The organism is Photorhabdus africana (assembly GCF_035181445.1).
Classification (GTDB): domain Bacteria; phylum Pseudomonadota; class Gammaproteobacteria; order Enterobacterales; family Enterobacteriaceae; genus Photorhabdus; species Photorhabdus laumondii.
On sequence record NZ_JAXBVE010000004.1, the window covers coordinates 165,206 to 185,361 of the forward strand.

Sequence of the window (20,156 nt, forward strand, 5' to 3'; positions counted from 1 at the left end):
CGGGGATTCGCTCCCTTGCCGCCGCGATGCATCTTGAAATCCATAGGGTATAGATATTATCCCTGCCCCTCTATTTTCATTTTATCACGGCGAGAATGGGACATTAAAAACCCGATCCACAATACCCCCACCCAGAATGGCATCAGGATGACTGAAATACGGATGCTCTCCATCATCAAAATAATGACAAGTATAAAAGCAAGGAAAACCAGACACAGATAATTACCGAATGGATACCAGAATGCCTTAAATGACGGCTCTATCCCCTGTTTAACTTTTTCTGCCCGGAATTTCAAATGCGCCATACAGATCATGATCCAATTAATCACCAGCGTTGTTACCACCAACGCCATTAATAACTCAAATGCTTTACCCGGCATCACATAATTAATCAATACGCCAATCGACGTTGCCAAAGCAGACATGACAATGGCTCTGATAGGAACACCACTTTCATTAACTTTTATCAGCATTCCAGGCGCATTGCCTTGTTTTGCTAAACCGTACAGCATCCGACTGTTACAATACACACCGCTGTTATAAACGGACAATGCCGCTGTTAGGACAACAATATTCAAAATGTTAGCCACCCAGAAACTATCCAGGTTATGAAAAATCATCACAAATGGGCTTTCACCTTCAACGACATTGCCCCACGGATAAAGCGACAATAACACAGTCAGAGAACCAATATAGAAAATCAATATTCTATATACCACCTGATTGGTGGCCTTAGGAATGCTGATACGTGGATTTTCCGCTTCGGCTGCGGTAATGCCCACCAGCTCCAATCCACCAAAAGAGAACATGATGACAGCCATGGCCAGAATAAGGCTGGAGATCCCATTAGGCATAAAGCCACCATGCTGCCAAAGGTTAGTAATGCTGGCCTGGGGCCCGCCATTTCCGCTGACTAACAGGTAAGCACCAAAAACAATCATACAGATAATTGCGGTCACTTTAATGATGGAAAACCAAAATTCTGTTTCACCATATAACCGGACATTAATTAAATTTACCGTATTGATTAAAACAAAGAAGACGGTTGCAGAAACCCAGGTTGGAATATCAGGCCACCAATAGTGGATGTACATTCCCACAGCCGTTAATTCAGCCATTCCGACCAGAGTAAACATCGCCCAATAATTCCAGCCTGATAAAAACCCGGGAAAATCGCCCCAATATTTATACGCAAAATGACTAAACGACCCCGCTACAGGCTCCTCGACGACCATCTCTCCTAGCTGACGCATAATCAGAAATGCAATAAAGCCTGCGATAGCGTAGCCTAAAATTACAGAGGGACCTGCCATTTTTATAGTTTGGGCAATACCGAGAAACAACCCAGTCCCGACAGACCCCCCCAAAGCAATAAGTTGAATATGCCGGTTTTTTAAACCGCGTTTAAGTGTTGACCGCTGCGATTGTCCTGCCATCTTGTCCTCTTGATACAACTTCTATCTTGTTATTAGTGGGAAAACAACCGCTTCCCATTATCTGCTTTATTCAAAGCAGACAAAACACTAGCTTTAAAGGGTGGATATTGAAGATATACCCGTCATCTTTCAAGTTGCCTCTTTGTTGGCTGCACTCGTTCACCCCGGTCACATAGTTATCTATGCTCCCGGGGATTCACTCCCTTGCCGTCGCGATGCATCTTGAAATCCATTGGGTATATATGTTAGCACAGATATATGATGGGAAAATGGCTGATGAGTATCAGCAACTAATCAGAAAGGCAGGTATCGAGTCACAGAACAAATACCTGAATCAAACTGTTCCCCCTGATCACAATAGCTATCCAAAGCTAGCAGGTACAAGAACAGACATATTCCAAGTAATACTAAGATTGCAATGGTTTTTTTTATGTCCAATTCTATTTCCTTCAAGTTCGGTCAGAACGCAATACGTTAAGAATAAAGTTGGAAAATGATATTTTACAGCAATGAAACAAGAAAAATATTCATCCTGTGCTTTCATTGTGAAAAAATCGAACCGGCAACAGTATGCATGCTAACAATGTAATCAGAACGCATTTAAACAAATACTAACTATGTGGATTCTATTCACTATCACAAAAAAATCAATTGTCACATTCAGTTACAATTTAAATCGTTATGTCAAGGCTTTGTCATCTTTAGAAAAAGTTGTGTATACTTCCTTTCACTTTCAACCAGAACAAAATTGTTAATGCCACAGGATAATCACTTAGCACTTGTATGTGCTCTCAGTAAATGGATTGAGAATCACCTTGGCCGGGTAATCCACCTGGAAGAACTGGCAACTTACTCCGGTTACTCGCTTTGGCACATGCAGAAAATATTCAAGGAAGTCACCGGAATTTCTCTTGGTAAATATATCCGCCAGCGACGCCTGGCCGGCGCTGTTCATCTTTTAAGAAACAGCGCTTCGCCTATTTTTGATATCGCCTTAGATTTCGGCTTTGGCTCTCAGTCTCATTTCACTTATATGTTCCGCAAAGAGTATGGCATAACTCCCTATGATTTCCGGCAGAATCCAGAGATTGAGCTCGAAGTTAAATTACCTCTGCATTTCACTACTAACTGTTCGTGACACGATAACCAGAGAACAACAAAGCTCTCTGGATTTCATGGTTAAATGGACAGAGAGCTCTGTCGAATTATTTAACGGTACTTGGTTTCCGTTAACATGAATTTGAAAAACGGACAACCCTGATGCCAGTACCTTTGATATTTCATCCCTGATATCCATAGGGTATATTCTTATTCTTGTTCTTTGTCATACTGAATTAAATAAATCAGCACCAGAATGATAGTGATAAAAAAACGGAAAGCACTAGACACACCATCCCACTGTTTGGACATCCACATCCCAAACCATTCGCCACCAATTGACATAAATGCCACCTGCCAAGTCAAGAATCCCAAGGTCAGACCAGCTATCGCAATAGACTTCTTTTTATTAAAGACAGCAGCGTTAGTTTTTAAATTTACCAGTAAATGAATACCGCCAATCCAACATAACACTGCCGTTAAAGTTTCTAAAGAAATAATGACAATATAGCCAATGTGGTGTAGCAACGGTGAATGAATTGCACGATAGGTAATAGTTGTATCTGGGAAAATAGTATCCATCATTAATACATGCTGTACAAATGCGAAATTAGTCGCATAGTCTGTAATATTGCCAAAAGCCGCTAATGTCGTAAGCAAAGCTATTGCAAAAATCATCAAAGTCTTAGATAAGCGAATAATCATTTGTCAAGTCCTCAAAGAATGGTTTAAGCGCCAAAAAGATCATAAAGAACACAAAACTATACCCTATGGATTTCAAGATGCATCGCGGCGGCAAGGGAGTGAATCCCCGGGAGCATAGCGAACTATGTGACCGGGGTGAACGAGTGCCGCCAACAAAGAGGCAACTTGAAAGATAACGGGTATATCATATAATTTAACAACCATCACCTTATTTCCACAAATTTAATCTTAAAATTACGTTTAAAATATTCCCATCTCATGTCTGACTGATATTTTTCTGTTCATACCATCATTAGATCAGTTATTATCTGCTCCATTATTATTTACCTGACTATTATTTATGGACGATTCTCCAGTTAGTGCAATAAAAAGCTATTTCAGTCAAAAATTGAGTAAAAAAGATTATATTATTAGTTTTATTAAAATAGCAGTTATTTTCGGAATATTAATCTTTCTCTCTGGTTACCTAGCAGACAACAATTATGCCGCCCATATGCAATATGAGTTTTCAGTGTGGCTGTACATGATCTCTATTGGTTTATGGGCAATGTGCTCCTTCGCTACGGTTTGCTATTTAATCATGAAAACAGCTTACAGATTTAATGACGTGGGGTTATATGGCTGGTTAATCTCTATTTTTATCTATCTATGCAGTGTCTTACCAAACTATTTTCCCAACAAAATAATAATGTATTCACCACTTATCAGCCTAATTGGGATTATTCTTGCATTTATTCTGCCAAGCGGAAAAAATCATAATAAAGAGTAATGTTTTCTCCATATCACAAAAATTTCATTTAACCTGACTATTATTTAAACTAGTAATAGTCATTATAAAATAAAGCGACGATTATTTATATACACTGCTTGGATTCACATAATAAAAGCAATCGTGCGTTAAAACAGTGACAGCTAGAAAGATGTAATCAATAATTGCCGAGATAATCTGTAATGACAAGTTAAAGCAAAATGAAGGCAAATTCGAAGAAGCAACTTGAAAGATGACGGGTATATACCCTATGGATTTCAAGATGCATCGCGGCGGCAAAGGAGCGAATCCCCGGGAGCATAGCAAACTATGTGACCGGGGTGAGTGAGTACAGCCAACAAAGAAGCAACTTGAAAGATAACGGGTATAGGTACCATGCCATAAAAGTCACTCCAATAAAGCTCTTTCTATGGCACGATCTCACAAGATACTAAAAACTACTTTTTATATTTCTCAACCAAAGCCAGAGCTATTGATTCAGTTTGTGCATCAGGATTACCACTGATGTCATCTGGCCTAAAATGCATCTGGAATGCACTGATGGTCTTACGAGTATCTTCATCAAGCACACCCGTTTGTGGAATGGTGTAGCCATATTTAGCCAATGTTTTCTGAATTAACTCAACAGAAGCCCTCTCATGCCATTTTCTGCCAGCCATATATTTTTCAACGGTTGCATCTTCAGGCCATGCACCAATACCTTGCTCAGCCAAATTCTTCCAAGGGAAAAGTTTGCCTGGATCATACTTTCTCAAAGGTGCGATATCACTGTGACCAACGACGTTAATAGGTTCAATGCCATAACGTTGAATAATATCTTTCGCCAAACGCGTTAAGAGATCGATCTGCGGCTCATTAAACGGATACCACTCTTTCTCAAGTAGCATTTCCGTAAATCCTTTATTAACAATTTCAATGCCAATCGAAGTGTCATTCAAATCTTTCCGACCATTCCATCCACTGACACCAGCATGCCATGCCCTCTTATCTTCAGGAACCAGTTGCAGAATAACAGGCTTTCCTCTCACATAATTCGGTAACGATGGGATCAAATAATGAGCACTAACACCGCCCTGAGTGAGTATACGTAAAGAATCTTTATCATCGACAGCGGTATAGTGGAACACCAAAAACCTTACTCTGTCATTTTGCCCTTGTGAAGGAAAAGAGCTATCAACTTTATAAGCGCCCCGATCTTCCAGACTGGAACACCCCGCCAATAGCATAAATAAGCCAACCAATATGATCTTCTTCATCATTTCCCTGTCCCACCTATTAATTGAAAGAAATATAATAACACAAAGAAATCAAATGAATACAAAATAAAATTTATGTTTTACATGATTTTTTTATAAAACTATCGGTTTTGTTCTTGACACAAAGCATAAATGAAAATGCCTTATTCCCATAATTTATACCCGTTATCCTTCAAGTTGCCTCTTTGTTGGCTGCACTCGGTCACCCCGGTCACATAGTTCGCTATGCTCCCGGGGATTCGCTCCCTTGCCGCCGCAATGCATCTTGAAATCCATAGGATATAGATGGAAATAAGGCAGAAATAACAAGTGAAACATGAAAGGCTATCAGCCGCTATGTTGTTAAGTCGTACTCACCATACTTTGTTCTAGCATTTCACTTGTGGCCAGCCACTTGGTTCGATTTGGCAAGAGTTGCCGTTTCTTCCCAAATACCAACTTCGACCTTTTTCTGAATTTCAGGATACTGATTAATATCAAATATCGGTAACTTACCGACGCGTCTCTGTTGGTTGTAATCTTTTGCAAGTTTAAATGCGACGCCAGAAAGCAACAAGATAGCGGTCAGATTGGTAATTGCCATCAATGCCATAGACAAATCAGCCATTTTCCAAACTAAAGGCAATTCAGCCAACGCACCAAACATCACCATACCCAACGCCGCCAGACGTAAGATCATTAAGCCCGCAGTATGATTACGTTCAAGGAATACGATATTGCTTTCAGCATAAGCATAATTCGCAATGATTGATGTGAATGCGAAAAAGAAGATAGCCAATGCAATAAATTCAGATCCCCAATCACCGACAGCGGAAGATAATGCCCGCTGAGTCAATTCTATTCCACTTATTCCTGAAATATTGCCATCAAGCACACCCGATGACAGGATGATAACAGCCGTCGCGCTACAGATAACCAGAGTATCCATAAAAACACCTAGCATTTGCACATAACCCTGAGATGCTGGATGAGGAGGATATGGAGAAGCAGAAGCCGCAGCATTGGGTGCTGACCCCATCCCGGCTTCATTTGAAAACAACCCACGTTGAACACCTTGTGTCATCGCCTGTGCAACACCATAACCAACGGTTCCTGAAACGGCTTCCTGCAAACCGAATGCGCTTTTGAAAATCAATGCAAACACTTCTGGCATTCGTTCAAAGTTATGCCCGACGACCCAAAACGCCAAGATCAGATAAGCTATCGCCATAAAAGGGACAACTAATTCTGCAACCCGAGCAATAGAACGCAAGCCACCAAAAATAATGGCCCCGCTAAAAATCACCAAACCGATGCCAACATACAAAGGATCAAAATCAAATGCGAAAGCAGCAGCCTGAACAATGGAATTTGCCTGAACAGCATTAAATACCAGACCAAAAGCAATAATAAGAAATATGGAGAACATCACGCCCATCCAGCGTACTCCAAGCCCCTTTTCCATATAGTAGGCCGGACCACCGCGGTAATTCCCCTTATCGTCTTTTGTCTTGTACAGCTGGGCAAGTGTGCTCTCAATAAAAGAGGTTGCCATTCCGATCAGAGCAACCATCCACATCCAAAAAATGGCGCCAGGCCCACCAGCCGTTAAGGCGATTGCCACACCAGTAAGGTTACCGGTACCAACCCGTGCAGCTAAGCTGGTACACAGGGCCTGGAATGATGAAATACCTGCACTGTCAGATTTTTTACTGTTTTTCAATACTGAAAACATGTGCCCAAAATGACGGATCTGTATAAAACCTGTACGTATAGTGAAGTAAATACCAGCCCCAAGAAGAAGATAAATCAATACGGAGCCCCAAAGGATACTGTTAAAAAAGCTAATTAGTTCCGTCAAGATATTTTTCCCCTTAAATTAGTAAACCCAGTCTGACCATAAAATCGTATCCGGCAGAATTCATTGCGCTTAATATGCCTTTATAATTAACAAGTAACACAATGCTGTATAAGAAAACACAGAGATACTGGTCAGAAAAACGCTATAAATGTAACACAAGTTTGAAATTAATGTGTAATGTTTACTGACCTTTTTACATTATCCATCAGATTAAATGAATGTTTGGTGTACTGTTTTTGACTGATAGTTAATAGATATGTCATTCAATCGGCTATTGCCCGTCAGTCACTTCATACACTTTTGGCTATGCCTCCTATCAGTGATTCACAACGGCTGTGACTTACAACAAGCTACATATATGAAACCCGTTACTCTAGCTCTTACACAAGTAAAAGAAGTTCTACCAATGAGCCGCTTGTTAATTAAATCAACAACCCATTAATATCAAGAAAAAAAATTCAAAAATAAGATATTGTGATTAATTTTGTGAGCAGATTATCAGCTTTAACAAAAAAATCCTCATTAATTTAGAAAATTTTGCATAGTGACACTTATCACATAAGACGTTAGAAATCAAAAAGATAAAAAAATTCACTTATCGAATCACAATGAAATGCCAACACATATACTCAATGTAGGAAATATCATCCCAATAAATAACATAACATTCAAAAAACTAATAAACATCTCAACCTATATCTGACATTTATTTGTAGGCTTCCTCAATCACAAGAACAAATGATATTTTCCCCTCAGCTATTTGTGTTAAGTTATCATTAGCATTAAAAAGTTTTTAACGAATGTTCCCCGCTTATTTATTTGATTATAACGAATACATTTCTGCCTATTTATCTATATCCGTCATCTTTCAAGTTGCTTCTTTGTTGGCTGCACTCACTCACCCCGGTCACATAGTTATCTATGCTCCCAGGGATTCGCTCCCTTGCCGCCGCGATGCATCTTAAAATCCATTGGGTATATTCTCTGAATATATTCAAACATATATCTAATCGTTCCCATTATTCTATTCTCTATAAGATGATTGTCTAATATCTCCACAAGTGGATTAAAATAACAATAAAGCCGAGATAATAAGATCCTTTTTTATAAAAGATCGAGCAGTACTTTGATTACCTGCCAGATAGACCAAACCTTTAACAAAATTTGTAGAAAATTTTCTGAATGAGCAACAGAATTCTAAGTAAAATCAGGTACACTGCAAACCAAAATCATTACAATGATATTACCACTTTAAATTTCCCTAAGACCGAACACCATGAGCACAGATGTCTTGGATAAATCACAAAAACGCAAAGCTTTACTTTGACAATTTACCGTGATGGTCAGTTAGAGACAGCTTAACCCAACTATACCCGTTATCCTTCAAGTTGCCTCTTTGTTGGCTGCGCTCACTCACCCCGGTCACATAGTTTGCTATGCTCCCGGGGATTCTCTCCCTTGCCGTCGCGATGCATCTTGAGATCCATTGGGTATATGCCTAGTTAAAACCAATTTTTACTTTACATTATATTAACATTATGTTTTAATTTCATTAAAATATCATTTCAAAAAAAACTATTATGTGAAAAATATGAAAAAAATTCTCTCATATGCAACATAAAACTGGATCTTTTATTATCTACTGCTAATATTTTCATTTGTTATCTTTTACAAAAAAAATATGTTTATGAAGTTAATATTGTATAAATATCTCACTTTTATTCTAAATGCATAATTTAAACAATATACGTTGAGGTTATGAATGATGTTAAGAAGAAAAAGGAAGAATCCCACTGATAACAATTTACCTATAAGAGTCTATCGTGGGAGATCTAAATATGAATATCACCCTCCATCAGGAGGTTCAATATCCATTTGTTGCTTAAGTTCACCATTATCTGTCGTTTGGGAGGAGTATGAAAAAATTCTTAATAAGGAAAAACAATAACTAAATAATAACATTTAAAATATTATACAGTAAGTACTTTATTTACAGTTATAAAACCAGCGGGAGAACAAACTCCCGTTAGCGGTTTTTGCCTAGATACACCAACAATAAAGATTTTTACACGCTATTAAATTAACTATCCAGTTTTAACTTCTCATATACCCTATAGATTTCAAGATGCATCGAGACGGCAAAGGAGCGAATCCCTGGAAGCATAGATAACGATGTGACTGGAGTGAGTGCAACCAACACAGAGGCAGCTTGAAAGATAACGGGTGTATCTATTTATCGTTCATCAAACCAAGCTAATCATCCAATTCCTTCTCAAGATAGGAATCTTAAGTCCCCTACTTTGGTTGGCATGAAAACGCTCATCGGATTATTGGAAAAGAATAGCCAAATATTTGTCAAAAATTCGCAATTCTCTACAAATTTAGAAGATTGCGAATTGCACTTTTAAGTCCTAGCAGAGTTTTAAAGCCCTTTTCCCCCTACCAAGATCAATAAACATTGTGGTACAAATTTCCAACCCGTTCTTTGAACCGTACAAGTTCTTCTGTTAACGGGGAGTCAAGCCTAAGCATATACCCGTCATTCCGCACCTCATTCCTGATTTAAAAATAGTGTGATCTTACGCACGCTTTATATCTTTGGAGCGCCAATGAGATTGACGGCGATCGCGCATTTTGATCGATTACTTTTATTTGCCGGAAAGTCACTATGTCCATACCTGAGCCTGTCATTAAACGTCTTGAGCACCTGGGGCTTATCGCCGCTTTCTGCAATGAAGCCGGATTACCCCGTATGATTGATGCCATTATCCCAAAATACGCAGAGCATACTGTTTCTCACGGCGAGGCGTTTCTTGCAATGATCCTCAACGGGCTGGGATTTCACAGCCGGACACTCCATATGTTTTCCGGGTTTTTCAGGCATAAGCCTATTGAACGCTTGATGGGTCCCCCGGTATTGACGCAGAGCACCTCAATGACGATGTCCCCGGCCGTACACTGGATGCTTTATATGAGGCTGGCGTATCGGAGGTTTATCAGGTGCTTGCTGAGCAGGTTATTGATAAATTAGGAATAAAATCGGATTCTGTGCATCTTGATATCACGAGTTTCCACGTGGATGGGGAGTACAAGTCATCGTCCGATGAGGATACTCAGCGCATTGAACTGGTGCGGGGTTACAGTCGTGACCACCGCCCCGACCTCAATCAGGTTATCCTTGAGCTGATTTGTGAAAATCAGGCGGGGATACCGGTTTACATGCAGGAGATGAGTGGGAATACCAACGATGCCAAAGCGTTCACGGCAGTCACAAAACACCCTATTAGTTGTCTGAAAGCGGCGCAAAACAGCTGCTATTTTGTCGCGGATGCCGCGCTGTATAGTGAAGCGGCAATATCTTCTCTCCATCAACAAAAACAACGCATTATTACCCGCGTGCCGTTAACGGTTAAGGAAGCTAAACAGCCGCTGCGGAACGTGAATACCCGCCAGCTACAGCCTTTTACCGAAGGTTACGCGGGATGCTGGATTGAATCCCATTATGGCGGGGTCCCGCAACGCTGGTTACTGCTCAGCAGTACGGCTGCCGCGCAACGTGAAGCACAGGCTTTCGCAAAAACCCCCCTGAAATTAACGGAAAAAGAGCTGAAATTGTTTGAAAAATTGTGCAAAAAAGCGTTTGCCTGCAAGGAAGATGCGTTACATGCCCTGCGTGATTTTGAATCCGTCTGCCAGTTTCTCGCTGTTGACGCTCCGAGGCGAAGGAAATCGTGACTTATCAGGGGCGTGGACGTCCGGCGAAAGATAAACGCTCTCAGATTCATTATCAGCTATCGGGCCGGGCTTACAGCCAGCTGGATAAAGCCGCCGATGCCAGACTCCAGGTGGGGATGTTTATTCTCGCCACCAACGACATGGACGAGGAAGCCCCTGATATGGAAACTTTGCTGGCCAATTACAAAGCCCAGCAAAAGGTTGAGCGGGGCTTCCGGTTTCTGAAAAGCCGGAGTTCCTGACCTCTTCCCTGTATCTGAAAAAACCGGCAGACACAATCGCCCACCACCCGTTGGGTATTTTTAACCTTTGAAGGGATTAATACCTTCGAATTTCAAGAGCATCGGCGGGTAACGGGTATACAACCGTACCAAAGTGACCTGTTGAAAATATTGGGTCAATTGTATGAGTCTTTTTATTCCTGAATTGGGTGCGGAATGTCGGATCTGTTTCTACTAACATTCATTAGAAAAAGGGCAAAAACGACACATTGTTATCAATCAAATTTCGGTGTATTAACATGAATGATTCATGAATATGGCTTCATAATAATGGGTTATTAGAGCAAAGAAATTCAACACAGTTCAGACCGTTTCAGTGCGAACTGGGAGATACCGTAGCCAAAAAGCAATGAAAAAGAGGAGAAAATAGCAAATGCAAGGATGAGCTGACAGTAACTTGCACTTGCAACCTTACTGCAAGTTACTGGATAACAGCCGCCGCCTTAAAAATATACTCTTTGAATAGCAATGCCAGAGCCGCCGCAACAATAAACCATTGAAGTCGATCAAATTTACCTTCAAGTTTATCAAAACGTTTATCTATAGATTCAAAACGTTTATCCATAACATCGAAACGTTTATCTATAGATTCGAAGTTAACCTCGGTCTCACGGCGCAGATTATCAACACTTTCCTGAGTTGCAAGATGTTGCATATTCTGCCCTCGGTGTAAGAGAGCATTCAGTACATCGCTCGTATTAAACTCTATTTTTTTATCATCTGAGCCACTCATTTTTTACTCCCTCTCTCTATTAGACAAAACGAATATTACTTTCAGTATACACTCACTGGCAAAATTTAGAAAACCTCACGGAAGCATTCGCTACCGTGAAGTTTTCGCAAGATGACAGATTACATATGCTGAATAATCGCGTCACCAAATTCACTGCATTTCAGCAGCTTAGCGCCTTCCATCAGACGTTCGAAATCATAAGTCACGGTCTTCGCCGCAATCGCGCCTTCCATACCTTTCACGATCAGATCTGCGGCTTCTGTCCACCCCATGTGACGCAGCATCATTTCAGCGGAAAGAATCACAGAACCTGGATTCACCTTATCCTGACCGGCATATTTAGGTGCTGTACCATGAGTCGCTTCAAACAGAGCACATTCATCACCGATATTTGCTCCCGGAGCAATACCGATACCACCAACCTGAGCAGCCAGTGCATCAGAAATATAGTCACCATTCAGGTTCATACAGGCAATAACATCATATTCGGCAGGACGCAGCAGAATCTGTTGTAAAAACGCATCTGCGATGACATCTTTGACAATGATCTCTTTACCGTTTTTCGGATTCTTAATTTTTACCCAAGGACCACCATCCAACAGTTCACCGCCGAACTCTTCACGAGCAAGCTGATAACCCCAGTCTTTGAAAGCACCTTCGGTGAACTTCATAATGTTGCCTTTGTGAACCAGAGTGACAGATTCACGGTCATTATCAATTGCGTATTCGATGGCAGCACGAACTAAGCGTTTAGTGCCCTCTTCAGAACAGGGTTTCACACCGATACCACATTGCTGTGGGAAACGGATTTTACTCACGCCCATCTCTTCTTGCAGGAATTTGATCACTTTATCCGCTTCAACAGACCCCGCTTTCCATTCAATACCGGCGTAAATATCTTCCGCGTTTTCACGGAAAATAACCATATCGGTCAATTCAGGTTGTTTGACCGGGCTTGGCGTTCCCTGGTAATAACGAACAGGACGAAGGCAAACATACAGATCTAATTGCTGGCGCAATGCTACGTTCAGAGAACGAATACCACCACCAACCGGCGTCGTCAGAGGACCTTTAATGGCGACGCGATATTCACGGATCAGATCCAACGTTTCATCCGGCAACCAAACATCTTTACCGTATACATGAGTCGATTTTTCACCGGTGTAGATTTCCATCCAGGAAATTTTACGCTCACCCTGATAGGCTTTCTGAACCGCTGCATCAACAACTTTCAACATTGCAGGGGTAACATCGACACCAATCCCATCCCCTTCGATATAAGGGATGACCGGGTTATTCGGAACAACCAGTTTACCTTTAGCGTCGACTGTTATTTTTTTACCTTCCGCCGGAATAACTACTTTGCTTTCCATTAACCTCTCCTTTCAAGTAAGCGTAATACCTTGTTAATTTTTTGTAAGGGACCTGTCAATACTACTTGAATATTCTGCGAACGCCAATTGATAGCAGACTAATGTATAATACCCCTCCCATTTTATTCAGTGATCTATGATGACAAATTTCGTTATTAAAAAACACAAACTTAACCGATTCAGCCAAAGAAAAATATCGCACTCTGTCAAAAAACCAACAGAACCTCGTCGAGTGTTGATATTTAACAAACCTTATGATGTTTTACCCCAATTCACGGATGAAATGGGCAGAACAACGTTAAAGGATTTTATCCCGTTCCCTAATGTGTATGCCGCCGGGCGTTTAGATCGTGACAGTGAAGGATTATTAATTCTGACAAATGACGGAAAACTTCAAGCACAGCTAACCCAACCGAATAAAAAAACAGCCAAAGTTTATTATGTGCAAGTTGAAGGCGTTCCAGATGAAATCTCTCTCGATAAGTTACGCAATGGCATCATATTAAAAGATGGGCCTACCCTACCCGCAGGTGTCGAGTTAGTTCATGAACCGACATGGCTCTGGAGTCGCCATCCACCGATTCGTGAACGTAAAAATATTCCGGTAAGCTGGTTAAAAATAACACTTTATGAAGGCCGAAATCGTCAAGTGCGCAGAATGACCGCACATATCGGTTTTCCTACACTTCGGCTGATTCGTTTTAGTATAGGAAACTTACCATTAGGCAAGATGAAACCCGGTGAATGGAAGGAGATCAATTTTGTTTAGCCCCCACATCACAGTTGCCTGTGTTGTCCATGCCCAAAATAAATTTCTGGTCGTTGAAGAGACAATTAATGGCAAAGCCTTATGGAATCAACCCGCCGGTCATCTTGAGGCTGGTGAAACATTGTTACAAGCGGCGGAACGCGAATTATGGGAAGAAGCCGGTATTCAGGCTAAGCCGCAAGCACTGCTGAAAGTTCATCAGTGGGTTGCACCAGACGGCACACCCTTTATCCGTTTTCTGTTTCTGGTTGAAATGGAACAACAAACCGTAGCCAATCCACAAGACCGTGATATTGATTGTTGCCATTGGGTTACAGCAGAACAAATATTCAGTAGCCACTGTCTTCGTTCTCCACTCGTCGCAGAAAGTATTCGCTGTTACCTGCAAAACGAAAAACATCCTCTCACCCTACTGAATAGTTATGTTTCTCCGTTTATTTAATGACAAAACAGTGATACGTTTGATGCACCCCGATTTGCAACGTGTTAAAGTACGGCGCTTGTTTTCTTCTCCAGTGAGATTCCCATGTCAGATAACAGCCAGAAAAAAGTCATTGTCGGCATGTCCGGCGGTGTAGATTCCTCCGTTTCCGCCTATTTGCTACAACAGCAAGGCTATCAAGTGGCTGGCTTGTTCATGAAGAATTGGGAAGAGGACGATGATGAAGAGTACTGTTCAGCCTCGACGGATCTGGCTGATGCCCAATCCGTTTGCGATAAGTTGGACATCGAACTTCATACCGTCAATTTTGCTGCCGAATATTGGGACAATGTTTTCGAGCATTTTCTTTCTGAATATCGAGCGGGCAGAACGCCTAACCCAGATATTCTATGCAACAAAGAAATTAAGTTTAAGGCATTTCTGGAATTCGCTGCTGAGGATTTAGGCGCAGATTACATCGCAACAGGTCATTATGTCCGTCGCAAAGATATTAACGGTAAAAGCCAATTATTGCGTGGGCTGGATAACAATAAAGACCAAAGCTATTTCTTATACACCCTGAGCCACCAGCAAATTGCTCAAAGCCTATTTCCTATCGGTGAACTGGAAAAACCGGAGGTTCGTTGTATCGCCGAAAAAATCGGTCTGGTGACAGCAAAGAAAAAGGATTCCACCGGTATCTGTTTTATTGGTGAGCGCAAATTCCGTGACTTCCTTGGCCGTTATTTACCCGCCAAACCTGGCCCGATTATGACAGTAGATGGAGAATCCCTTGGGGAACATCAGGGGCTGATGTACCACACGCTGGGCCAGCGTAAAGGTTTAGGCATCGGTGGAACGAAAGAAGGCAGCGAAGAGCCGTGGTATGTCATAGATAAAGACGTTCAGAACAACATCCTGATCGTGGCACAGGGGCATGAACACCCCCGTTTAATGTCTACCGGCCTTATTGCTCAGCAACTTCACTGGGTTGACAGACAGACATTAACTGAAAAAATCCATTGCGTCGTCAAAACACGTTATCGTCAGCAAGATATTCCTTGCACTGTCACCCCCATAAACGAAGATAAAATAGAAGTCCGTTTTGCTAACCCTGTCGCCGCAGTCACCCCCGGCCAATCAGCCGTCTTTTATCAGGGTGAAGTTTGTCTTGGCGGCGGCGTGATTGAACAACGTTTGCAGGAGTAATTGTGGCAAAGAATTATTACAATATCACACTAGCATTGGCGGGAATTTGCCAGTCAGGTCGCTTGGTACAGCAACTTGCTCATGAAAACCAGTGTGATACCGATGCGGTTGCCACTATGGTTAATAGCATCCTGAACACTAATCCGACATCTGTTTTAGATGTGTTCGGCAATCATGAACGCAATCTGCGCATTGGGCTAAACGCAATGCTAGGGATGTTTAATAACTCTAGCAATGGTATTTCTGCCGATCTCACCCGCTATATTTTGAGTCTAATCGCACTGGAGCGCCGACTAAATAAAAATCAGGCCGCTTTCGATGCATTAGGTAATCGCATCAGCTTGTTAGAACGCCAGCAAGCACATTTTGAACCCATGTCAGAAGGGATGTTCAACTCGTTGGCCGGTATTTATGTCGACGTTATCAGCCCAATAGGTCCACGTATCCAAGTGACAGGTTCCCCTGATGTTCTACGCAATCCACTTGTACAAGCGAAAGTCCGGGCTATTCTACTGGCAGGCGTCCGTTGTGCTGTCTTATGGCAACAAGTTGGCGGCGGTCGCTTGCAATTAATGTTTTCTCGTCAACGCCTGATCCAACAGGCGAAAAATATTCTTTCTCATTGTTAAATAAAATCCGGGAGTTGCTACCAATGGAATTGTCCTCACTGACCGCTGTTTCTCCGATCGATGGCCGTTACGGCGATAAAGTCAGCGCATTACGTACCATTTTTAGTGAGTTTGGCTTACTGAAATTCCGCGTGCAGGTTGAAGTACATTGGCTGCAAAAACTGGCAGAATGTGCTGAAATTAAAGAAGTTCCCGCTTTTGATACAGACGCAAACGCTTACCTGAATGAAATTATCGCAAATTTCGATGAACAGGATGCAATGCGTATTAAAATTATCGAACGCACCACTAACCACGATGTCAAAGCGGTGGAATATTTTCTGAAAGAAAAAGTTGCACATATTCCTGCACTACATCAAGTTTCTGAGTTTATTCACTTTGCCTGTACTTCTGAAGATATTAACAATCTAGCTTATGCGCTGATGCTACAAACCGCTCGTGAAGAAGTACTGTTACCCCAATGGCGCCAGATAATTGATACCATCAAAAAAATGGCGAGTGAATATCGAGATTTACCACTGTTATCTCGCACTCACGGCCAACCGGCCACCCCTTCCACAGTTGGCAAAGAATTTGCCAACGTTGCTCACCGGATGGAACGCCAATATCGCCAACTGGAACAAGTCGAAATACTCGGCAAAATTAATGGTGCCGTGGGTAACTATAATGCCCATATAGCCGCCTACCCACAGGTTGATTGGCATCAGTTTAGTGAAACTTTTGTGACTTCACTCGGCATCAAATGGAATCCATACACCACTCAAATCGAACCCCATGATTATATTGCCGAATTGTTCGATACCATCGCCCGTTTCAACACAATTCTGATCGATTTTGACCGTGACATTTGGGGTTACATCGCACTTAACCATTTCAAACAGAAAACGGTTGCCGGTGAAATCGGTTCTTCCACTATGCCACACAAAGTCAATCCAATTGATTTTGAAAACTCGGAAGGCAATTTGGGGCTGGCAAATGCGGTATTTGGTCATCTGGCAAGCAAGTTACCGATTTCCCGTTGGCAACGAGATCTGACTGATTCAACCGTATTACGTAATCTTGGTGTTGGCCTGGGATATGCTCTGATCGCTTATCAATCTACGATGAAAGGCATAAATAAGTTAGAAGTCAATGAGCAGCACCTGCTGGATGAGCTAGATCAAAACTGGGAAGTGCTTGCTGAACCTATCCAGACAGTGATGCGTCGCTATGGTATCGAAAAGCCTTATGAAAAACTCAAAGAACTTACCCGCGGTAAACGCGTCAACGGTGAAGGGATGAAAACCTTTATCGATGGACTGGATTTACCGGAAGAAGAGAAAACACGCCTGAAAGCCATGACGCCGGCAAATTATATTGGCCGAGCAATTACACTGGTTGATGAATTAAAGTAGTTGATATTCAACAGACGGATAAAACATCCGTCTGTTGCTATACCCTATGGATTTCAAGATGCATCGCGGCGGCAAGGGAGTGAATCCCCGGGAGCATAGCAAACTATGTGACCGGGGTGAGCGAGTGCAGCCAACAAAGAGGCAACTTGAAAGATAACGGTATATCCTTATATAAACCAATCCCAAACATACCTTAATCTATTTCCACCTAACATCTTGCTGTTACAGATCCATATATCTAACATATTCAGCCAGAACCATGACATTGAATTTTTTACCAGCAGCTTTGTCTATATAATAGTCCGAATGAATTGATTATTATAACTGCTTGCTGGAGTTGAGAGGGATTATTCCATGCGGATATTGATCGTTGAAGACAACATGTTACTGCGTCACCATTTAACGGTACAGCTTCGCGACACCGGTCATCTAGTTGATGCCGCTGCAAACGCCAAAGAAGCCGATTACTATCTGGTCGAGAGCAAACCCGATATTGCCATTGTTGATCTTGGTTTGCCCGGAGAAGATGGTTTGAGCCTGATCCGTCGCTGGCGCCAAAAAGATGAAAAACTCCCCATTCTTGTTTTGACCGCCCGCGAAAGCTGGCAAGAAAAAGTCACGGTTCTTGATGCAGGAGCAGATGATTATGTTACCAAGCCCTTTCATCTTGAGGAAATTATTGCCCGTATGCAGGCACTCTTACGCCGTAATAATGGGCTGGCTTCTCAGATTATTGAATTCCCACCTTTCAAAATCGATCTGTCACGCAAGGAATTTACAGTTTACGGGGAGGGCGTCAAACTAACGGCGTTTGAATACCGAATCATTGAAATACTGATGTGTAATAGCGATAAAGTTGTCACTAAAGAGTCATTAATGCGCCAATTATATCCCGATGCTGAACTGCGCGAAGGTCACTCCATCGATGTCTTAATCGGCCGACTAAGAAAAAAAATATTAGATATTTGGCCTTATGAAGCTATCGTGACTGTCCGGGGCCAAGGCTATCGCTTCGATGTGTAAAATTTTCATGGGCAAAAAAGTGCTTAAGCACAACAAGCAGCCTTTCTCACTCCGTACCCGGTTTTTAATGGCAACTGCTGCGGTTATTCTTGCGCTTACCATGTCTTACGGTATTGTTGCCATTGTCGGTTACTTGGTCAGTTTTGATAAAACTGCTTATACACTGCTACGCAGTCAGAGTAATCTATTTTTCAGCCTTGCTCAGTGGAATAACAATCAGTTGGATATTTCAGTACCCCCCAATTTCACACTGAATAACCCATCACTGGTTCTGATTTATAACAACAAAGGTACCATCCTCTGGCGTCAGCGCCATATCCCAAAAGTCGAAAACTCTATTCCTAGTGAATGGTTAAAAGAAGACGGTTTATATGAACTGGATACTGACCTAAAAAGCAGCCGGGATTTGCTAAAAAACTCGGCTAACACACAAGGACAATTAGGTAAACTTAATTCACTTGACGAAAATGAAGATAATGAGCTAACTCACTCCGTTTCTGTCAACAGATATAGTGCGACAGCTCATTTGCCAGCGTTAACCATTGTCGTCATCGATACCATTCCACAGGATTTACAAAAAACGGTTCTGGTGTGGGAATGGTTCGGTTATGTATTGATTGCCAACCTTATTCTGGTTATCCCATTAATTTGGCTGGCAGCACACTGGAGTTTACGGCCAATTAAATCGCTTATCCATCAGATCAGTTCATTAGAAAAAGGTGAACGGGAAAAACTGGATGAAAATCCACCGACAGAGCTGCGGGGGCTAGTTCGTAACCTTAATGTGTTGCTCAATAATGAACGCAATCGCTATACAAAATACCGAACAACACTGGCTGATCTCACACACAGCTTGAAAACGCCACTGGCTGTTTTACAATCAACTCTCCGTTCTTTGCGTGACAGCAAACAAATGACTATTCAACAAGCAGAACCTATCATGCTTGAGCAAATTGGCCGTATTTCTCAGCAAATAGGCTATTATCTGCATCGTGCCAGTATGCGCAGTGAACACAGCGCTATTATGCGGAAAGTCTCTTCTGTTCCTGCTTTACTCGATAGCCTGTGCAGCGCTTTAACAAAAGTCTATCAGCGTAAAGGTGTCAGTCTCACGTTAGATGTCTCACCGGAGATCACCTGGCTTGGTGAGAAAAATGACTTTATGGAAGTCATGGGTAATGTGTTGGAAAACGCCTGTAAGTACTGCCTTAAATTTGTTGAGATCTCTGTGACGATTGATCACGATTCAGTGATGATTATTGTCGATGACGATGGTCCAGGGGTGCCAATTGAAAAATGGGACATGATTTTCCAGCGAGGTCAACGTGTTGATACTTTGAAGCCTGGTCAAGGGCTTGGATTGTCAATTGCTTCTGAAATTATCGAACAATATAAAGGCGATATCAGTATCAGTGACAGTCCACTTGGTGGTGCCAGAATTTGCGTTATATTCCGATGCCAGCAAATTAATGATGATGATTAGTT

General features: G+C 41.8%; 17 protein-coding genes and 1 pseudogene. 10 read left to right on the plus strand and 8 right to left on the minus strand.

Features of this window, described 5'->3' with window-relative positions; translation table 11 throughout:
- Positions 1-56: 56 nt before the first annotated feature.
- On the minus strand, positions 57-1,436 hold the full coding sequence (locus tag SLS51_RS03850) for an amino acid permease (RefSeq protein WP_323835702.1): 1,380 nt from the start codon (positions 1,434-1,436) through the stop codon (positions 57-59).
- A 294-nt stretch (positions 1,437-1,730) separates the two neighbouring features.
- Positions 1,731-1,874 carry a PhoP/PhoQ regulatory lipoprotein MgrB gene (gene mgrB, locus SLS51_RS03855; RefSeq protein ID WP_112877748.1) on the minus strand — a complete coding sequence of 48 codons (144 nt, stop codon included), beginning with the start codon at positions 1,872-1,874 and terminating at the stop codon, positions 1,731-1,733.
- 316 nt (positions 1,875-2,190) lie between these two features.
- Here mgrB and SLS51_RS03860 point away from each other — a divergent pair, with 316 nt between their 5' ends.
- Positions 2,191-2,574, plus strand: coding sequence for a helix-turn-helix domain-containing protein (locus SLS51_RS03860; protein WP_323835705.1), 384 nt, complete (start codon positions 2,191-2,193; stop codon positions 2,572-2,574).
- Positions 2,575-2,744: 170 nt separating this feature from the next.
- Here the strand turns inward: SLS51_RS03860 and SLS51_RS03865 are convergent, their stop codons facing one another.
- The gene (locus tag SLS51_RS03865) at positions 2,745-3,239 is read right to left on the minus strand and encodes a DUF2165 family protein (RefSeq protein WP_323835707.1); all 495 of its coding nucleotides are present in this window, start codon (positions 3,237-3,239) and stop codon (positions 2,745-2,747) included.
- 72 nt (positions 3,240-3,311) lie between these two features.
- On the minus strand, positions 3,312-3,443 hold the full coding sequence (locus tag SLS51_RS03870) for a hypothetical protein (RefSeq protein WP_323835709.1): 132 nt from the start codon (positions 3,441-3,443) through the stop codon (positions 3,312-3,314).
- A 136-nt stretch (positions 3,444-3,579) separates the two neighbouring features.
- On the opposite strand from SLS51_RS03870, the gene SLS51_RS03875 reads away from it, so the two are divergent.
- Positions 3,580-4,008, plus strand: a complete 429-nt coding sequence (locus tag SLS51_RS03875) for a DUF805 domain-containing protein (RefSeq protein ID WP_323835711.1) — start codon at positions 3,580-3,582, stop codon at positions 4,006-4,008.
- Between the two features lie 437 nt (positions 4,009-4,445).
- Here the strand turns inward: SLS51_RS03875 and SLS51_RS03880 are convergent, their stop codons facing one another.
- Both SLS51_RS03880 and SLS51_RS03885 read right to left on the minus strand, forming a co-directional pair.
- A complete protein-coding gene (locus SLS51_RS03880; RefSeq protein ID WP_323835760.1) occupies positions 4,446-5,264 on the minus strand; it encodes an N-acetylmuramoyl-L-alanine amidase in 819 nt (272 codons plus the stop codon).
- Positions 5,265-5,640: 376 nt separating this feature from the next.
- Complete coding sequence (locus SLS51_RS03885; protein WP_323835714.1) at positions 5,641-7,104, minus strand: alanine/glycine:cation symporter family protein; 1,464 nt, start codon at positions 7,102-7,104, stop codon at positions 5,641-5,643.
- Positions 7,105-9,772: 2,668 nt separating this feature from the next.
- Between SLS51_RS03885 and SLS51_RS03890 the strand changes: the two are divergent.
- Positions 9,773-11,264: pseudogene (locus SLS51_RS03890) on the plus strand (IS1634 family transposase).
- Positions 11,265-11,541: 277 nt separating this feature from the next.
- Here the strand turns inward: SLS51_RS03890 and SLS51_RS03895 are convergent.
- Both SLS51_RS03895 and icd read right to left on the minus strand, forming a co-directional pair.
- Positions 11,542-11,853 carry a hypothetical protein gene (locus SLS51_RS03895; RefSeq protein WP_323835716.1) on the minus strand — a complete coding sequence of 104 codons (312 nt, stop codon included), beginning with the start codon at positions 11,851-11,853 and terminating at the stop codon, positions 11,542-11,544.
- Between the two features lie 119 nt (positions 11,854-11,972).
- Complete coding sequence (gene icd / locus SLS51_RS03900) at positions 11,973-13,226, minus strand: NADP-dependent isocitrate dehydrogenase (protein ID WP_323835718.1); 1,254 nt, start codon at positions 13,224-13,226, stop codon at positions 11,973-11,975.
- A gap of 139 nt (positions 13,227-13,365) precedes the next feature.
- Here icd and rluE point away from each other — a divergent pair, with 139 nt between their 5' ends.
- From rluE to phoQ, 7 genes are all read left to right on the plus strand, one after another.
- Positions 13,366-13,995 (plus strand): 23S rRNA pseudouridine(2457) synthase RluE, encoded by a 630-nt coding sequence (rluE, locus tag SLS51_RS03905; protein ID WP_323835762.1) that lies wholly within the window; start codon positions 13,366-13,368, stop codon positions 13,993-13,995.
- Complete coding sequence (locus SLS51_RS03910) at positions 13,988-14,437, plus strand: NUDIX domain-containing protein (RefSeq protein ID WP_323835720.1); 450 nt, start codon at positions 13,988-13,990, stop codon at positions 14,435-14,437. The genes rluE and SLS51_RS03910 overlap by 8 nt, the downstream gene beginning before the upstream one ends.
- A gap of 84 nt (positions 14,438-14,521) precedes the next feature.
- Positions 14,522-15,625, plus strand: a complete 1,104-nt coding sequence (mnmA, locus tag SLS51_RS03915; RefSeq protein ID WP_323835722.1) for a tRNA 2-thiouridine(34) synthase MnmA — start codon at positions 14,522-14,524, stop codon at positions 15,623-15,625.
- A 2-nt stretch (positions 15,626-15,627) separates the two neighbouring features.
- Positions 15,628-16,254 (plus strand): high frequency lysogenization protein HflD, encoded by a 627-nt coding sequence (hflD, locus tag SLS51_RS03920; protein ID WP_323835724.1) that lies wholly within the window; start codon positions 15,628-15,630, stop codon positions 16,252-16,254.
- A gap of 23 nt (positions 16,255-16,277) precedes the next feature.
- On the plus strand, positions 16,278-17,648 hold the full coding sequence (gene purB / locus SLS51_RS03925; protein WP_323835726.1) for an adenylosuccinate lyase: 1,371 nt from the start codon (positions 16,278-16,280) through the stop codon (positions 17,646-17,648).
- A gap of 354 nt (positions 17,649-18,002) precedes the next feature.
- Positions 18,003-18,671 carry a two-component system response regulator PhoP gene (gene phoP, locus SLS51_RS03930; RefSeq protein WP_323835728.1) on the plus strand — a complete coding sequence of 223 codons (669 nt, stop codon included), beginning with the start codon at positions 18,003-18,005 and terminating at the stop codon, positions 18,669-18,671.
- Positions 18,672-18,690: 19 nt separating this feature from the next.
- Complete coding sequence (gene phoQ, locus SLS51_RS03935; RefSeq protein WP_323835764.1) at positions 18,691-20,154, plus strand: two-component system sensor histidine kinase PhoQ; 1,464 nt, start codon at positions 18,691-18,693, stop codon at positions 20,152-20,154.
- Positions 20,155-20,156: the final 2 nt, after the last annotated feature.